Genomic DNA, 16,356 nt, shown 5'->3' with positions numbered 1-16,356 from the left:
GATAAGGGGGACTAGGGATGGCGAAATACTCCAGTAAGATTAATAAAATCAGAACATTTGCACTTAGTTTGGTTTTTGTTGGTTTTTTGATCATGTATATCGGTGTGTTCTTCAAGGAATCGGTCTGGCTGTCGACCTTCTTTATGCTACTCGGCGTGTTATCGATTGGATTGAGTACAGCCGTTTACTTTTGGATCGGTATGCTTTCTACGAAGGCAGTCCGGGTCGTATGTCCAGGCTGTGAGAAGGAAACAAAAGTGCTTGGGCGGGTGGACATGTGCATGCATTGCAGAGAGCCACTTACACTCGATCCAGCATTAGAAGGCAAAGAGTTTGATGAATCCTACAATCGAAAAAAGTCATAAAAATAAGCTGACCATTCAACTGGTCAGCTTTTTCATTAATGATTTTCTTTTTTTGCACATTCTTGACAAGTGCCATAGATCTCCAAGCGATGATGACTTACTGTAAAACCTGTCACATGGGATGCAAGCTGTTCTACTTCATCAAGGCCAGGATAGTGAAAGTCAACGATCTTTCCGCAGTTTTCACAAATCGCATGGTAATGGTCAGATGTCGCAAAATCAAATCGGCTTGAGGAATCCCCATACGTTAATTCTTTTACTAATCCAGATTCCCGGAAGACTCGTAAATTGTTGTAAACCGTTGCTACACTCATATTAGGAAATTTTCCTTCAAGTGCCTTATATATATCGTCCGCGGTTGGGTGTGTCATAGAATTTACGAGAAACTCCAAGATGGCATGGCGCTGCGGAGTAATTCGAACACCGGTTTCTTTTAGAGCATCTAAAGCGTCTTTTAGTTCGTGAGCAGCCATTTCATCATGCACCTCTCTTTTCAAAAATATTCTTATATTATAATCTTTATAAATAGTGTACCCCCAGAGCCGAAACTTTGTCAATTACAATCCTCTTTTTTACCTATTCTTCTATACAAAAAAGACCGGCACGACTGCCGATCTCATCTCGTCAACATATTAAGCGTGAGCTTTCAGTTCCTCAAGCGCTTCTTCCACATGATCTTTCACCTTTACTTTACGCCACTCTTTCACAAGCTTTCCTTCTTTATTAATAAGAAACGTTGAGCGTTCAATTCCCATGTATTCCTTACCAAAGTTCTTTTTCAGCTTCCATACACCGAAAGCTTCAGACAATTTTTGTTCGTCATCTACAAGAAGCAGGAAAGGTAAGTCATGTTTTTCTTTAAACTTTTGGTGCTTGTCTTGACCGTCTGGGCTTACGCCGATGATGACAGCATCTAATTCGGCAAAGCTTTGATGGCGGTCACGGAAATCACAGGCTTCCGTTGTACACCCTGGCGTCATATCTTTTGGATAAAAATAAAGGACAATGTGTTTCCCTTTAAAATCAGAGAGCTTTACTTTCTCTCCATTATCACCAAGTAATTCAATATCAGGTACTTGCTGCCCCACTTCGATTGTCATGATACAATCCCTCCAACCTATTTTTTCATTAGCCTATCCAATTTCGAGAAGATATTCAACTAAGGACGCTTGCATCGGCATGTTAAAATAATGATAGACGACGTGATACGTTGAGATAGGAGGCTATTTATGAAATTCACCGAATCAGAAAAATTACATCAAGAGGCGCTGGAGCATATTGTTGGAGGGGTTAACAGCCCATCTCGTTCATATAAAGCAGTTGGCGGCGGGTCACCTGTTGCAATGGAAAAAGGAGAAGGCGCTTATTTTTGGGATGTTGACGGAAACCGTTATATCGACTATTTAGCGGCATACGGTCCAATTATTACGGGACATGCTCATCCTCATATTACAAAAGCCATCACGAAAGCAGCCGAGACGGGTGTCCTTTACGGAACACCAACGAAGCATGAAGTCACTTTTGCTAAGATGCTGAAGGAAGCGATGCCTGCTTTGGACAAAGTTCGTTTTGTCAATTCAGGTACAGAAGCTGTGATGACGACAATCCGTGTCGCTCGCGCTTATACAGGTAGAACAAAGATCATTAAGTTTGCCGGATGTTACCACGGTCATTCTGATCTTGTGCTAGTTGCGGCCGGCTCTGGACCTTCCACTTTAGGAACACCAGATTCAGCGGGCGTGCCTAAAAGTATTGCCAATGAAGTCATTACCGTTCCATTCAACGATATAGACAGCTACAAAGAAGCATTAGACCGCTGGGGTGATGAAGTAGCAGCTGTTCTTGTTGAGCCAATTGTCGGGAACTTTGGCATCGTAGAGCCTAAAGACGGTTTCCTGCAGCAGGTTAATGACCTGACTCATGAAAAAGGGGCTCTAGTCATCTATGATGAAGTCATTACAGCTTTCCGCTTTATGTATGGTGGTGCACAGGACTTGCTTCAAGTAAAACCTGACCTCACCGCATTAGGTAAAATTATCGGCGGCGGTCTTCCAATCGGCGCTTACGGCGGCAAAAAAGAAATTATGGAGCAAGTCGCCCCGCTTGGACCAGCCTACCAAGCTGGTACGATGGCAGGTAATCCCGCCTCCATCCTTTCTGGTATTGCATGCTTGGAAGTGTTAAAACAAGACGGGGTGTACGAACGTCTTGATCAGCTCGGGGCAATGTTAGAAGAGGGAATTTTAGCCCACGCAAAAAAACATCAAGTAGATATTACAGTGAATCGCTTAAAAGGTGCTCTCACCATTTATTTTACAAAAGAAACGATTGTGAACTACGAGCAGGCTGAAAATACGGATGGTGAAATGTTTGCCCGTTTCTTTAAATTCATGCTCGCACAAGGTATTAACCTCGCGCCTTCTAAATATGAAGCTTGGTTCTTAACCATTGCACATACTGAAAATGATATTTCTGAAACGCTCAAAGCAGTAGATCATGCGTTTGAACAACTGAAACAATCATAATGAGGAGAAAAACAGACGTAAATTCATGCGTCTGTTTTTTTATTTACCAGCTCTTGATTGTCAAAAGCGAGTGAATCTGTTACATTTTTTCTCAATACCTTCTTTTGATGTTTTCATGAACTTTCAAAAATCACTTGAATATTTCGGAAGACCGCTGTATATTACTTAGTTGTTTCATCAAAATATTTATGATATATGACAAGTGGTCATCTATTATCGAAAAGAAAGGAATGCAGGGACAAAACCAATGAAACTTGGAGCCCGTATTTTAAAAACTGGTATTGCCATTGTACTCGCGCTTTACCTGGCAACATGGCTTGGGTTGCCGACACCCGTCTTCGCGGGAATTGCAGCTGTATTTGCTATCCAGCCATCTATTTATCGATCATTTTTAACGATTGTTGATCAAGTGCAAGCCAATATTATTGGAGCAGCACTTGCCATTACGTTCGGTCTGCTTTTTGGCACAGGACCAGTCATCATCGGCTTAACTGCCGTCATGGTCATTGCGATTAATTTAAAGCTGAAGATTGAACACACGATTCCGATTGCACTCGTAACCGTCATCGCGATTTTAGAAAGTGCAGGGGATCATTTCCTTTCCTTTGCCTTAATTCGAACAGCAACTGTGGTGTTAGGCGTACTTTCTTCATTTTTAGTGAATTTGATTTTCCTGCCGCCAAAGTATGAAACAAAGCTTGTTCATCACATTATGGAAAATACGGAGGAGATTTTAAAATGGATCCGTCTGAGCTCCAGACAGTCTACTGATCATTCCACTTTAAAGGATGACATCGATCAAATAAAAGAACGTATGATCAAATTAGATCACATTTACTTGTTATACAAAGAAGAACGAAGCTATTTAAAGAAAACGACCTATGTCAAATCTAGAAAGCTTGTTTTATTCAGACAGGCAATCATGACGTCTAATCGAGCGCTGTACTTGCTAAAAAAGCTTCATAAACTAGAAAATGAAATTCATTTGATGCCGGAGCATTTTAGAGACAGCTTAACAGATGAGATTGATTATTTACTGTATTGGCATGAACGTACCTTAATGAAATTTGTTGGGAAAATGAAACCGCAGGACGATGATTTTCAGAATGAATGCTCTCTTCGTCTTGAAGCATTAACGAAATCATTTATTCAGCACCAGCAAAATCAAGAAAACGACTTGCTAGATTACAATATGCTGAATGTGATGTCGAGTATTATTGAATACCGTGATGAATTGGAGCATCTAGATACTTTGATTACAAGCTTCCAAACGTATCACCCAAAAGATAGTGAGATTGAGACAGAAGAAAAAGAAGCTTAAATAGAAAAGACCGATTCTTAGAATCGGTCTTATTTTATTTTCTTCATTTTAGGATCAAGGGTGTCTCTTAATCCATCTCCCATCAAGTTAAAGCCAAGAACCGTCAGCATGATCGCAATCCCCGGGAAAAATAAAGTCCATGGCGCTTGTACGAGATAAGGTCTCGCATCTGCAAGCATTTTTCCCCACTCTGGGCTTGGCGCTTGTGCACCTAATCCTAAAAACCCCAAGGCGGCCGCTTCGATAATGGCTGTACCAATCGCAAGCGTCGCCTGAACGATCACCGGCACCATACTATTTGGTAGAATGTGACGAAGAACAATACGGCGGTGTGACATCCCGACTGCCTTTGCTGCTAAAACATATTCTTCTTGCTTAATGCTCAGCACCTTTGAACGAACCAGCCGGCCAAATGTGGGGACGTTAATAATCGCTATGGCAATAAGGGCATTTTGTAAGGAAGGTCCTAAGATGGAAACAATCGCAATCGCTAATAGAATGCTAGGAAAAGCGAGTAAAATATCAAATAGTCTTGAGATGACAGCATCCAGTAATCTACCGCCGTAACCTGCCATCAATCCAAGCAATGTCCCTAAAATAACCGACCCGAGAACGGAGAAGAAACCCACCCATAATGAAATCCGAGCTCCATGCACGACTCTAGAAAATATGTCTCTCCCGAAATCATCTGTTCCAAACCAATGCGCAGCTGAAGGGGCACTAAATCGTTCGCCTAGTGACTGCTCGTTGATTCCATAAGGAGCAATGAGTGGTGCAAAGATTGCTAGGATCAGAAATAAAAAGACAATCACAGTGCCAATGACCGCCAGCTTGTGCTGAAAGAACAGTTTCATCGATTCAAGAATCAGTGATTGAGAGCGTTCTTCCTTTTGTTCAGGTGCTTGAAGCTCTTTTTGCGCTTCCATGTCGTCACTCTCCCTTCTCTAGTATTTAATCCTCGGATCAATGACTGCATACAAGATATCCACAATGAAATTGATCAGCACAAATATGAGCGCAACAACAAGAATGCCAGTTTGAATAACAGGATAATCACGATAGCTAATTGCATCGTAAATATACCGCCCAATTCCCGGCCAAGCAAAGATCGTTTCTGTTAAAATGGCTCCGCCTAGCAAGAGACCTGTTTGAAGACCAATAATCGTTAAAATCGGAATGAGCGCATTTTTCAGCCCATGCTGATAAATGATGAAAAATGAACGTACCCCTTTTGCTTTTGCTGTTCGAATAAAATCTGAATGAAGAACTTCCAGCATACTTGCCCTCGTAATCCTTGCAATAATCGCAGCAGGAATCGTTGCGAGAGCGGTACTTGGTAAAATTAAATGCTTGATGCTGTCAAAGAATTGATCAAATCGTCCTTGCAAAAGCGTGTCCAGCGTATGAATATAGGTAATCGACTCTACCGGATTTCTTACGTTTTCTCGTCCTGTAGTCGGCAAAATACCTAATTCAATCGAGAATAGCCACTGTCCCATTAAGCCTAACCAGAAAATCGGCATGGACACCCCAATGAGCGCAATAAACATGGCCACATAATCAAAGAATGAATGTTTAAACCACGCACTAATGATTCCGGCATTCACACCGACAATAATCGCTAGCAACATAGCGAAGAATGTCAATTCTAATGTAGCGAATAAGTAAGGCTTCATTTCCTGGGCAATAGCCGCTCCTGTTCGTATGGAAGTCCCTAGATCACCTTTTAAAAGCCCCAGCATGTAGTGACCATATTGTACGTACCACGGCTGATCTAAACCAAGCTGAATCGTCAATTGCTCTACCGCTTCTTTCGTTGCCCGCTGTCCTAAGATGACCTGCGCCGGATTTCCAGGGATAAACCGAATAATAGAAAATACAACTAAGGTCATTCCGATCAGTACTGGAATGAGCATTCCTGCTCGCTTCATACAATAAGCAAACAAACAGCTTTCACCGCCTTTTCATTGTTTGGATAAGGGAGATCGAACGATCTCCCTTATTTGCTTATTCGAAATATACGTCAGTCAATGCTTCGGAACCAGTCGGATGCGGCTGGTAGCCTTTTAAATCTTTAGATGCGGCGAGCATTGGAATTGAATGGACTAATGGGATCCAAGGCGCTTCATCATGAATGATTTCTTGAGCTTCTTGATATAATTCATTTCGCTTCTTTTGATCTGTATCGGTCTGCGCTTCAATGAGGATGTCATGCATTTTATCGTTTTGGAAGAATGTATAGTTGTTACCGCCAATACTGTCTTTATCTAATAATGTATAGATGAAATTATCAGGATCGCCATTGTCCCCTGTCCATCCTAATAAGAACACATCTGCTTCGCCTTTACTTGCTTTATCTAAATAAGTCGCCCAATCATATGTGACGATTTCGGCTTTGACACCAACTTTTTCAAAGTTTGACTGAATGACTTCAGCTACCTTCATCCCGTCTGGCATATATGGACGCGGCACAGGCATTGCCCAAAGCTTGATGCGAAAACCGTCAGGGAAGCCTGCCTCTTTCAATAGTTCTTTTGCTTTTTCCGGATCATATGGATATGGCTCAATCTCGTCATTGTAGCCTTCTAATGACGGAGGAAGTGGATTTTTTGCTGGTTCAGCAAGTCCTCCATAAAACGACTCGATGATTGATTCTTTATCAACTGCATAATTGAGTGCCTGACGAACCAACTTGTTATCAAGCGGCTTTCTAGTCACTGTCAGCCCGATATAACCTACGTTCATGGATGGTCTTTCAATCAGCTGGAGCGCTTTGTCTGTTTTAATGCCATCTAAATCGGACGGATTGACGCCATCCATTAAGTCGATTTCGCCTGTTTTAAGCGCATTTAAACGAGCAGAGTTTTCAGGAATAGAGCGGAAGATGATTTGTTTCAGTTTTGGTTTATCTTTTTGCCAGTAATCTTCGTTCTTTTCTAAGACAATACGGTCGTTCTGCTTCCATTCTTTAAACTTAAATGGTCCTGTGCCCACTGGGTTTTCTCTAAATGAATCACCGCTTTTTTCAACTGCTGCAGGACTAGCGATACCAAATGGTGACATGGCGATGTTTTTCAGAAATGTTGCCTGCGGGCGTTTGAGTTGAAATTCAATTTCATGCTCTCCTTTGACGATGATGTCTTTAATGACATGCCCTTTATCTTTTTTATAGCCGCCAAACATGCCGTAGTAAGGAAATTTTTCGGCATCTCCATTCATCCAGCGGTCAAAGTTGAATTTCACTGCTTCTGCATTAAAATCTGTGCCATCGTGAAATTTCACACCTTCTCTTAAGTAAAACGTGTACGATTTTCCGTCCTTTGCAACATCCCATTCTGTTGCGAGGCCTGGATGGATGGTCGTGTCTTTTTCACCGTAATTCAAAAGCTTTTCAAACATATTCTCTGTGACCTTGAAGGTTTCGCCTTCTGTTGTTGTAATCGGATCAAGTGACGTAGAGTCCCCTCCTCTGCCGAATACGAGAGTGTCTTTTGTGGCTTTTTCTTCTGATGTTGATGAAGATGTACAGCCCCCTAAAAATAACGCAAGTGCCAGCACAAAAATGAAACTACTGAATAACCATGTCTTCTTCATTGTGTTCCTCCTTTTGATATAAATAGCACGCAGCTGCATGGCCTGTTTCCTCCTCATACAAAGGCGGAACAGCTTGCAAGCATTGCGCCCACCTTTTTGGACATCTTTTATAGAAAGGACAGCCATCTTCTGACACCAGGGTGGATTCTTCCGCTGACACATCCTGCGTTTCCAGCACGTGATCCATATGTGGAATGGATTTCAGAAGAAGCGATGTATAAGGATGAAGCGGCTTGTGAAATACGTCCTCCGCAGGACCCATTTCTACAATACGGCCAGCGTACATCACTGCAATTCGATCGCTCATATACTTGACAACGCCTAAATCGTGAGAAATAAACAAGTACGTCAGAGAAAGCGTCTTTTGCAATTCGAGCATTAAATTCAATATTTGCGCTTGAACCGATACATCTAAAGCGGAAACTGGCTCATCGGCAATCACAAGACTTGGATGAGTAATCAGCGCCCTAGCAATTCCAATACGCTGCCTCTGACCGCCGCTGAATTGGTGCGCATAACGGTCTCCATAGGATGGGTCAAACCCAACAATGTGCAGCATCTCTTTTACACGCTTTTGTCTTTCTGCTTTTGTTCCATGTTTATGAACAATGAGCGGTTCTTCTAAAATGTCTTTGATTTTCATTCGTGGATTTAAGGAAGCGTATGGATCTTGGAAAATCATTTGAATGTCTTTTCTGAAGGAACGCATGTCTCGTTCTTTCAGAAGCGTCACTTCTTTTCCTTTCATTTGGATTGAGCCAGAAGTCGGTTCGATTAATCTCATTAAGCTTTTGCCAAGGGTTGATTTCCCGCAGCCAGATTCGCCCACAATGCCGAGCGTCTCTCCTTCTTTCACGTGAAAGGACACTTGATTTAAAGCCAAAGTCGTCTGTTTGTGTTTAGAAAAAAATGCCGATGTGTCATAACGCTTCGTCAGTTGATTCACTTGCAACAGTGGGTGATTCAGTGTCTTCTCCTCCTTCCATTAGAAAACATGCGACGCGGTGATTGTGTGAAATGGATTGTAAAGATGGGTCTTTTTCAAGACATTGCGTCATTTGATATGGACAGCGTGGTGCAAATTGACAGCCGGACCGAATAGCTCCTGGCTTAGGTACATGACCCGCAATAGACATGAGTTTTTCTTTTTTCTCTTTAAATGATGGAACAGAGGCGAAAAGACCTTTCGTGTAGGGGTGCAGAGGTTTTTGGAAAATACGGTCAACGGTTCCTTCTTCTACGATTCGACCGGCATACATAATCATGACACGCTGGCATATTTGCCGCACGACGCCTAAATCATGAGTAATAAATAAAATAGCGGTGTTCATCTCTTCATTTAACTTTTTGAGCAAACGAAGAATTTGTGCTTGGATGGTGACATCAAGTGCAGTCGTTGGTTCATCTGCAATCATGAGCTTTGGGTGACATAGCATCGCCATCGCAATCATTACACGCTGACGCATGCCGCCCGATAGTTCATGTGGATATTTTTTGAGTAATGACGCTGCTTGTTTCAGGCCTACCGTTTGAAGCAAATCTACCGCCTTTACTTTTGCTTCTTTTTGGCTGATAGTCTGATGTGTGAAAAGGGCTTCTGTCATTTGCTTGCCGATGGTCATGAGTGGATTGAGAGAAGTCATGGGTTCCTGGAAAATCATTGAGATGTCATTCCCTCTGACCTCTCGCCATTGTTTCTCCGACAGTGACAGCAGGTTTTGACCTTCAAATTGTATGTGACCTGTTGTTTCTGTTTGGTGATTCAGCCCCATTAAAGACATCGATGTGATGCTTTTCCCGCAGCCAGATTCGCCCACAATACCTAAGGTTTCTCCTTTTTGAATAGAGAATGAGATGTCATGAACGATCGGCACTCTCTGCTTTTTTTGCTGAAAAGCAATAGACAGCTGTTTGACATCTAGCAATACTTTTTGTTCTTTCACATCTTCACCACCCCGTCATACTTTTTAAAATTGTATTGAGACAAGCTGGGAAATATGTCATGTTTTTGACAAGCATAAAAAAGCCTATCCGCTAGAATCGGATAGGCTTCTACTAATTTAATGTTTGAATGGTAAATAGATGACGATAGTGGCTGTCTCGGTTCATTAATTCTTCATGTGTTCCTTTTTCCACAATCTCGCCTTGTTCCATCACCACAATGAGGTCCGCATGTGTAATCGTTGATAAACGGTGCGCAACAATAAAAGTTGTGCGATCTTTTGCCAGCTTTTGCATCGCTTCTTGAATGTAATGTTCACTTTCTAAATCAAGTGCAGACGTCGCTTCGTCTAAAATAAGCAGCGGTGGATTTTTAAGAAATACCCTCGCAATTGAAATTCGTTGTTTTTGACCGCCTGATAGCTTTACGCCACGTTCTCCTACCTTTGTGTCATATCCTTCAGGAAGAGACATGATGAACTCATGGGCATTAGCCGCTTTGGCCGCCGACACAATTTTCTCAAAGGATGCTTCTGGGTCTCCCACAGCGATATTTTCTTTAATGGTGTCACTGAATAAGAATGTATCTTGGAGCACCATCCCGACTTGATTCCGCAGGCTTCTTGCCTTGTACTCTTTAATATCAATGCCGTCAATTTCGAGTGATCCGCTTGTGACATCATAAAATCTTGGAATTAAGCTGACGAGTGTCGACTTCCCTCCGCCGCTCATTCCTACAAGCGCAACGGTTTGACCTTTTTCTACTTTCAAGGAGATATTGTGTAAAATCTCTTCCTGTGTATGTTCGTAACGGAACGACACATCTTTAAATTCTACCTCTCCTTTTAAGTGATTGGCTTCTTTTGCATTCGGCTTGTCTGTCACTTCATACGGTTCATCAATAAACTCAAAAATACGATCCATTGATGCTACTGACTGAGTTAAAGTCGTCGATGAGTTAATGAGACGGCGAATCGGGTTGTACATCCGATCAATGTAGCCGACAAAGGCAATCATTGTCCCAATTGAAAGCGACCCGTTAATGACGGTATAGCCAGCAAAAGCAATGATGAGCAGCGGCGCAATGTCTGTGATCGTATTGACGACAGCGAATGTTTTGGCATTCCAATTCGTATGATTGATCGCTTTGTTTAAGAAATTTTTATTTTCATCGTGAAAATTCTCTTGTTCGTATTCTTCAATCGCAAAGCTGCGAATGACAGGCATTCCTTGTACTCGCTCATGCAGGTGCCCTTGTACCTCAGCCAGTGCCTGCGACCGCTCTTTTGTCAGCTTGCGAAGCCGTCCGTAAAAATACTTCACTGCTAACGCATACAGCGGAAAAATAATGACAGACACAATGGTGAGTTTAAGATCCAGTGTACACATAATGGCTATCACAATCAGGACGGTCATCAAATCAAGCCAAATGTTCATAAGCCCTGTGATGACAAATTCCTTTGTTTGCTCCACATCGTTGATGACCCTTGAAATAATTTCCCCTGTTCTCGTGTTGGCGTAATAACGAAGGCTCAACTTTTGAATGTGCGAGAACAGTTTTTCCCGAATATCAAATAATACTTTACTGCCTGTCCACTGCGCATAGTATTGTCTGTAGTACTCAACAGGCGGTCTCATCACTAAAAATAATACAAGCATGATTCCCATAATAATAAAGAGAGTGGATGTTTTTTCTTCAGCCGATCCAGAGCCTTGAATCACATCATCAATGACATACTTTAAAAGCAGAGGCAATGTTAAGGGGATCGAGAACTTAATCATTCCGATCACCATTGTCAATGCAATCTGTTTTTTATACGGTGTTACAAAAGCCATGTAACGTTTTATGACCCCCATGTAAATCTCCTTCCCAATCTATCAGTGCCTCTTATCCGTACGCAATCAAAAACCTGTTGGCTTTGAAAAGCCAAACAGGTTTTAGCTGCTGTTACTTATTTTGTATAACGCAAAAAACGTTCATACCACATATCCACAAATTCTGGAGCAAACGGTCCCTTCCGCTGGTGAATCCAATGCAGTAATGTATTTAGATGCTCTCGTAAGATACTATCGATTTCTTTTGGATAATTCATCTGCCTCTTATGATCTGCATATTCATCCTCATCCAAAATATTATACGTCATGTCCGGAAAGACTTTGACATCTAAGTCGTAATCAATATACTTAATCGCCTCTTCATCTGTCGCAAAAGGAGAGCTGATGTTGCAGTAATAATACACCCCATCATCTCGAAGCATCCCAATGACATTAAACCATTGTTTTGCATGAAAATAGCAAATAGCCGGTTCTCTTGTCATCCATGTTCGGCCATCGGATTCAGTCACCATTGTTCGATCGTTTGCACCAATGATACACAATTCCGTTGCTTTCAGAATGGTGGTTTCATTCCAAATCCTGTGGATCAAGCCATTATGTTTATAGCTTTGAATTTGGATGGTTTCTCCTTCCTTGGGATAGCCCATATTTTCTCCCCTACTTTCTATAACAAACAAACCTAACAGTCCAAAGACCTAATTTCCCAACTAAACATGTCTCTATTATATTATACCGTTACATCATTAAAAAATGAAATGAAAAAGCCATTCAACCCAATTGAACGGCACACTCTTTTACATCACGGTTGAGCTCTTCTCCATTTGTTTATACGAATTGATGACTTGTTCAGTCTGTTTTGTAAATAGTGTTTGGACTTTTTGCAGTTCTTCTCGTTTCTGTTTGATTTGATCATGAAGCTTATGCCGCTCTTCCTTTTTTTCACCTTGCAGCAATCGTTTTTCTGTCTCTAAGTACAGATCAAGTTCTCCTTGTACATCGAGCAGCTGATCCATAAGCTGCATTTGTTCTTTGACAAGCTGGTCGAAATCAGACATCTAACTCCTCCCTTTCATTCGTATCGACTTTTTGTATCTATACCATTTCTTGAAAGAAGGAAGAAGTCCTTTGACTGTTTATGTAGAGGTTTTACAGGTTTTGTCGGATGGTGGGGAGAGGCAAAAAGAAAAGCACTTCATTCGTAGATGAAGTGCTTCCCTTTGTTTCAGTGATTAGCTGTTTTGTTGTTTGTTTTGCTCAGCTTTTTGGTTGTATTTTTTTACGTGCTGTGCGTCAGTCTCGCTAGCAAATTCAGTGCCATATTGACCGCCTTGTGCAGCAGCTTGGTTTTGTTTTTTCACTTGTTGTGCGTTTGTTTTGTTTTGTTGTTTATCCATCATTATCACCTCCACGCACATTAATTTGTGCAGAAGGTGTACATCTTATTCATGATTTTTTTAAACAAGCAAAGAACGTCCGCCATCGACGATAATCGTCTGTCCTCTAATCATATCTGCTTTGCCTGATACAAGGAATTCTACACTGTCGACCATGTCTTTAATTTCCACCATACGGCCTGCTGGTGTATTTTTCTTAGCGTCTTCTAATAACTCTTCACGATTTGGGAAGTGCTTGAGTGCATCTGTATCGATGGCGCCGCCTGATACGGCATTTACGACGATATTTTTTTGTGACAGCTCAACGGAGAGGTAGCGTGTCAAAGCTTCTAGTGCTGCTTTAGATACACCGACCACCGTGTAGTTTTCAAGGTAGCGGATGGAGCCTAGTGAGCTAATGCTGACGATATGTCCGCCGCCGTTTTTCTCCATTAATTTGGCTGCTTCTTGTCCGCAAAATAACAAGGCTTTCGCATTGATATTCATGGTCCAGTCCCAATGATTTTCTTCAAGATCCATGATTGGGCGCTGAACGCCAGATGCCGCATTGTTCACAAATACGTCTAAACGGCCAAACGTTTCGTCAATTTGCTGGAACATGTCTTTGATTTTCTCTGGCTGACCAACGTTGGCTTTGACAACTAATGTTTTAACACCCATCGCTTCAATTTCTTCAGCTGTTTCAAGTGCTGCTTTTTTGCTTCTTGCATAGTTAATGACAATGTCATACCCTTTTTCAGCCAGGCGAAGGGCTACTTCTTTCCCGACACCTCTACTGCTGCCTGTAATTAGTGCACATTTACGCTTGTTCATTATGGTTCATCTCCTGATTTGAATAGTTTTCGTCCATTCGCTTCACACTAATAGGAAAGTTCCTATTAGGAGGTTACATTCATGTATGTCGGACGCGATTTAAGCCAGCTTGGCATGATGTCAAAGGATCAATGGAAAGATACTGAGCTTGCTTTTTTTCATCATGCTTTCCAACAAATTTTACCTTATTTAAACGAAGAAGGGCAATCTAAGTATCGAGAAATCATTTCTGAAATTGAAAACCGCGGGGGTCTGCACCGAAATGAAGCCGATTATACCCATGGTACAACGGTTAAATATGATTAGGCTGTTCAAGTGCCATCTTCCATATTTTTTGATGTGAGACTGGCAAAGCATATGCCTCAAATTCTTCTGTTGTGACTTTTTTCAGCATCGTGTCATCAGATACAGAGGTCACACGTCCAAAGAAAACAGAAATATTCCAGATGAGGTGGGTAAATACATGTTGAATGGTGCCTTCTAAATCACCAAGTTCTGCTTGTACACCCGCTTCCTCTTTTAAGAAATCAATCAGCTGCTCTTTTTCCGTTTTTCTTCCCTTCATTGTTTCTATGTTTGGGAACTCCCATAAATTCGCAAGCAGACCTGTACTTGGACGCTTATGAATATAGAGGTGGCCTGCATCATCAAATAACACCACCGCTGCCATTGATTTCGCAGTCGGCTTTTTCTTTTTACTTTTCACCGGCAGCTCATGCTGAACGCCTTCCTCAAGTGCCGAGCAATGCATGTTTACAGGACAAATGAGGCATGCAGGAGAGGTTGGGGTGCAAATAAGTGCACCTAGCTCCATTAGCCCTTGATTGAATTCTGACGGCTTTTCCCGGGAAATGAGCTGATCAACCGCAAATTCGAAAATGTTTCTCGTTTTTGGTTTTGCAATATCATCCCATATGGACAAGATACGGGAAATGACCCTCATCACGTTGCCGTCTACCGCAGAGTATGGCTTGTTATAGGCGATACTCAGCACTGCGCCGCTCGTATACGGGCCTACACCTTTCAGTTTTGAAAATTGTTCTTTCGTATCAGGGACAACACCCCCGTAGGATTCATAGACTTCTTTCACAGCTGCCTGTAAATTACGCACTCGTGAGTAGTAGCCAAGACCTTCCCATGCTTTCATGACCTTTTCTTCATCAGCTAAAGCAAGATCCTTCACCGTCGGGAATTGCTCCATAAACCGATTGAAGTACGGAATGACCGTATCCACTCTCGTTTGCTGGAGCATCACTTCTGATACCCAGACGCGGTATGGATCTTGATTTTCACGCCATGGAAGTGTACGTTGTTCTTTTTCATACCAATCGATTAAATCATGCTGAAAGCCCGCAATATCTTTGCGGTCCAGCTTTTCTTGAATGTCTTTCATCTCTATACTCCTTCTTATCGAACCGAGAGCTAACGTTCTGAAAAGAACCTTATTTGTTGTATACTGTTTGTAGATACGTTAACATGTTACATTAAATCGAGATAAAGCAAAAGTGATTTTGCACATAGTCTTGATGAGAGACGTATACTTTGTATGATTGTTCCTAAGCATGACAACTAGGAGGTAATCAATTGGACACTGGTACTCATGTAGTAATGGGCATTTCTCTTGGGGGACTTGCGCTTTTAGATCCAGCCGTCAGCGCAGATCCACACATGGCACACGCCGTGATGATCGCGACCATCGCCGGCTCCCAAGCACCAGACATTGATACTGTGCTAAAACTAAAAAATAATGCAGTTTATATAAGAAATCACCGGGGATTTACTCATTCCATTCCGGCTGTACTGTTTTGGTCATTGCTAATTCCGGCTTTGATTTTCCCATTTGTGCCGGGGGCGAATTTACTTCACCTTTGGCTATGGACACTATTAGCCGTTGTGCTTCATGTGTTTGTCGATATTTTCAATGCATACGGCACACAGGCCATTCGCCCATTTTCAAAGAAATGGGTAGCGCTTGGGATCATTAATACGTTTGATCCGTTTATCTTTTTTACACATCTTGTCGCCATTGTCGTATGGGCGATTGGCGGGCATCCCGGCTATACGTTCATTACGCTGTATGCCGTGATTTTCTGTTACTATATCGTCAGGGTCATCATGCAGCTTCAGATTAAACGCCAGCTGCGTGCACGGTTCGATGAGATTGAAGACATTATTATTTCGCCTACAATGAAGTTCAGACAATGGCGCATTGCCGTGAAATGTAAATCCTCTTTCCATGTTGGACGCAGTATGAATGGTGAGATCATTATTTTAGACACCTTTAACCGTGTGCCGGTCCCTGATACTGAGATTATGAAAATTGCCAAACAAGATGAAAACATTTCAGCCTTTCTCTCCTTCTCCCCTGTCTACCGGTGGGAAGTGGATAAATACAAGGATCATTATGAAGTCCGGTTCATTGATTTGCGCTACCGCAGCAAAGGTCACTATCCTTTTGTTGCGATCTGCCATATCGACATGGACCACCAAATCAAAAATTCCTATACCGGCTGGATTTTCAGTGAAGAAAAACTGCAAAAAAAATTAAGACTCGGCTCTGTGTGAGC

At 42.0% G+C, this 16,356-nt stretch carries 17 protein-coding genes and 1 pseudogene; 5 read left to right on the top strand and 13 right to left on the bottom strand.

The genetic code is table 11. From position 1 onward, the window contains the following. Window positions 1-17: 17 nt before the first annotated feature. Window positions 18-365: a YgzB family protein gene (locus AC0VYC_RS04320; protein WP_007496750.1), complete on the top strand. Its 348-nt coding sequence runs from the start codon at window positions 18-20 to the stop codon at window positions 363-365. A 35-nt stretch (window positions 366-400) separates the two neighbouring features. Here AC0VYC_RS04320 and perR read toward each other — a convergent pair whose 3' ends face one another. Together perR and bcp are read right to left on the bottom strand one after the other, a co-directional pair. Beyond that, entirely contained in the window at window positions 401-838 is a 438-nt protein-coding gene (perR, locus tag AC0VYC_RS04315; RefSeq protein ID WP_003217782.1) for a peroxide-responsive transcriptional repressor PerR, read from the bottom strand. Window positions 839-997: 159 nt separating this feature from the next. Beyond that, window positions 998-1,465 carry a thioredoxin-dependent thiol peroxidase gene (bcp, locus tag AC0VYC_RS04310; protein ID WP_007496746.1) on the bottom strand — a complete coding sequence of 156 codons (468 nt, stop codon included), beginning with the start codon at window positions 1,463-1,465 and terminating at the stop codon, window positions 998-1,000. Between the two features lie 129 nt (window positions 1,466-1,594). Here bcp and AC0VYC_RS04305 point away from each other — a divergent pair, with 129 nt between their 5' ends. Beyond that, on the top strand, window positions 1,595-2,890 hold the full coding sequence (locus tag AC0VYC_RS04305; RefSeq protein WP_007496744.1) for a glutamate-1-semialdehyde 2,1-aminomutase: 1,296 nt from the start codon (window positions 1,595-1,597) through the stop codon (window positions 2,888-2,890). Between the two features lie 247 nt (window positions 2,891-3,137). Next, on the top strand, window positions 3,138-4,211 hold the full coding sequence (locus tag AC0VYC_RS04300) for an FUSC family protein (RefSeq protein ID WP_058336540.1): 1,074 nt from the start codon (window positions 3,138-3,140) through the stop codon (window positions 4,209-4,211). A 29-nt stretch (window positions 4,212-4,240) separates the two neighbouring features. On the opposite strand, the gene AC0VYC_RS04295 is transcribed toward AC0VYC_RS04300, so the two are convergent. The 10 genes and pseudogenes from AC0VYC_RS04295 to fabL all read right to left on the bottom strand — a co-directional run bounded on the left by AC0VYC_RS04295 (window position 4,241) and on the right by fabL (window position 13,789). Then, a complete protein-coding gene (locus tag AC0VYC_RS04295; protein ID WP_008341942.1) occupies window positions 4,241-5,137 on the bottom strand; it encodes an ABC transporter permease in 897 nt (298 codons plus the stop codon). An 18-nt stretch (window positions 5,138-5,155) separates the two neighbouring features. Then, the gene (locus AC0VYC_RS04290; protein ID WP_007496737.1) at window positions 5,156-6,157 is read right to left on the bottom strand and encodes an ABC transporter permease; all 1,002 of its coding nucleotides are present in this window, start codon (window positions 6,155-6,157) and stop codon (window positions 5,156-5,158) included. A 61-nt stretch (window positions 6,158-6,218) separates the two neighbouring features. Beyond that, on the bottom strand, window positions 6,219-7,805 hold the full coding sequence (locus AC0VYC_RS04285; protein WP_268383794.1) for an ABC transporter substrate-binding protein: 1,587 nt from the start codon (window positions 7,803-7,805) through the stop codon (window positions 6,219-6,221). Continuing rightward, the gene (locus AC0VYC_RS04280) at window positions 7,780-8,757 is read right to left on the bottom strand and encodes an ABC transporter ATP-binding protein (RefSeq protein ID WP_080688153.1); all 978 of its coding nucleotides are present in this window, start codon (window positions 8,755-8,757) and stop codon (window positions 7,780-7,782) included. The genes AC0VYC_RS04285 and AC0VYC_RS04280 overlap by 26 nt, the downstream gene beginning before the upstream one ends. Continuing rightward, window positions 8,726-9,748: an ABC transporter ATP-binding protein gene (locus AC0VYC_RS04275; RefSeq protein WP_058336496.1), complete on the bottom strand. Its 1,023-nt coding sequence runs from the start codon at window positions 9,746-9,748 to the stop codon at window positions 8,726-8,728. The genes AC0VYC_RS04280 and AC0VYC_RS04275 overlap by 32 nt, the downstream gene beginning before the upstream one ends. A gap of 112 nt (window positions 9,749-9,860) precedes the next feature. Beyond that, the gene (locus AC0VYC_RS04270) at window positions 9,861-11,603 is read right to left on the bottom strand and encodes an ABC transporter ATP-binding protein (protein ID WP_008341950.1); all 1,743 of its coding nucleotides are present in this window, start codon (window positions 11,601-11,603) and stop codon (window positions 9,861-9,863) included. Window positions 11,604-11,698: 95 nt separating this feature from the next. Continuing rightward, a complete protein-coding gene (gene ntdP, locus AC0VYC_RS04265) occupies window positions 11,699-12,229 on the bottom strand; it encodes a nucleoside tri-diphosphate phosphatase (RefSeq protein ID WP_008341956.1) in 531 nt (176 codons plus the stop codon). Window positions 12,230-12,376: 147 nt separating this feature from the next. Beyond that, window positions 12,377-12,637, bottom strand: a complete 261-nt coding sequence (locus tag AC0VYC_RS04260) for a YgaB family protein (protein ID WP_039167929.1) — start codon at window positions 12,635-12,637, stop codon at window positions 12,377-12,379. Between the two features lie 174 nt (window positions 12,638-12,811). Further along, a pseudogene (locus AC0VYC_RS04255) lies at window positions 12,812-12,961 on the bottom strand (gamma-type small acid-soluble spore protein); the annotation flags it as partial. A 75-nt stretch (window positions 12,962-13,036) separates the two neighbouring features. Next, window positions 13,037-13,789 (bottom strand): enoyl-[acyl-carrier-protein] reductase FabL, encoded by a 753-nt coding sequence (gene fabL, locus AC0VYC_RS04250; protein WP_007496726.1) that lies wholly within the window; start codon window positions 13,787-13,789, stop codon window positions 13,037-13,039. Window positions 13,790-13,870: 81 nt separating this feature from the next. Here fabL and AC0VYC_RS04245 point away from each other — a divergent pair, with 81 nt between their 5' ends. After that, a complete protein-coding gene (locus AC0VYC_RS04245) occupies window positions 13,871-14,095 on the top strand; it encodes a hypothetical protein (protein WP_008341962.1) in 225 nt (74 codons plus the stop codon). Here the strand turns inward: AC0VYC_RS04245 and mutY are convergent. Further along, complete coding sequence (gene mutY / locus AC0VYC_RS04240; RefSeq protein WP_475389530.1) at window positions 14,082-15,182, bottom strand: A/G-specific adenine glycosylase; 1,101 nt, start codon at window positions 15,180-15,182, stop codon at window positions 14,082-14,084. The two genes, AC0VYC_RS04245 and mutY, sit on opposite strands and share 14 nt — an antisense overlap. 191 nt (window positions 15,183-15,373) lie before the next feature. Between mutY and AC0VYC_RS04235 the strand changes: the two genes are divergently transcribed. After that, window positions 15,374-16,354 carry a metal-dependent hydrolase gene (locus tag AC0VYC_RS04235; protein ID WP_243825045.1) on the top strand — a complete coding sequence of 327 codons (981 nt, stop codon included), beginning with the start codon at window positions 15,374-15,376 and terminating at the stop codon, window positions 16,352-16,354. Window positions 16,355-16,356 lie beyond the last annotated feature (2 nt).

It is taken from the genome of Bacillus sp. iso_77 (assembly GCF_056173625.1).
This window is presented reverse-complemented; position numbering and strand designations above follow the sequence as displayed.

Coding starts and splice junctions, on each gene's coding strand:
- AC0VYC_RS04245 (WP_008341962.1), top strand. CDS start 13,871: ATGTATGTCGGACGCGATTTAAGCCAGCTTGGCATGATGTCAAAGGAT.
- ntdP (WP_008341956.1), bottom strand. CDS start 12,229: ATGGGCTATCCCAAGGAAGGAGAAACCATCCAAATTCAAAGCTATAAA.
- AC0VYC_RS04305 (WP_007496744.1), top strand. CDS start 1,595: ATGAAATTCACCGAATCAGAAAAATTACATCAAGAGGCGCTGGAGCAT.
- perR (WP_003217782.1), bottom strand. CDS start 838: ATGGCTGCTCACGAACTAAAAGACGCTTTAGATGCTCTAAAAGAAACC.
- AC0VYC_RS04270 (WP_008341950.1), bottom strand. CDS start 11,603: ATGGGGGTCATAAAACGTTACATGGCTTTTGTAACACCGTATAAAAAA.
- AC0VYC_RS04260 (WP_039167929.1), bottom strand. CDS start 12,637: ATGTCTGATTTCGACCAGCTTGTCAAAGAACAAATGCAGCTTATGGAT.
- AC0VYC_RS04295 (WP_008341942.1), bottom strand. CDS start 5,137: ATGGAAGCGCAAAAAGAGCTTCAAGCACCTGAACAAAAGGAAGAACGC.
- fabL (WP_007496726.1), bottom strand. CDS start 13,789: ATGAACAAGCGTAAATGTGCACTAATTACAGGCAGCAGTAGAGGTGTC.
- AC0VYC_RS04300 (WP_058336540.1), top strand. CDS start 3,138: ATGAAACTTGGAGCCCGTATTTTAAAAACTGGTATTGCCATTGTACTC.
- AC0VYC_RS04320 (WP_007496750.1), top strand. CDS start 18: ATGGCGAAATACTCCAGTAAGATTAATAAAATCAGAACATTTGCACTT.
- mutY (WP_475389530.1), bottom strand. CDS start 15,182: ATGAAAGACATTCAAGAAAAGCTGGACCGCAAAGATATTGCGGGCTTT.
- bcp (WP_007496746.1), bottom strand. CDS start 1,465: ATGACAATCGAAGTGGGGCAGCAAGTACCTGATATTGAATTACTTGGT.
- AC0VYC_RS04285 (WP_268383794.1), bottom strand. CDS start 7,805: ATGAAGAAGACATGGTTATTCAGTAGTTTCATTTTTGTGCTGGCACTT.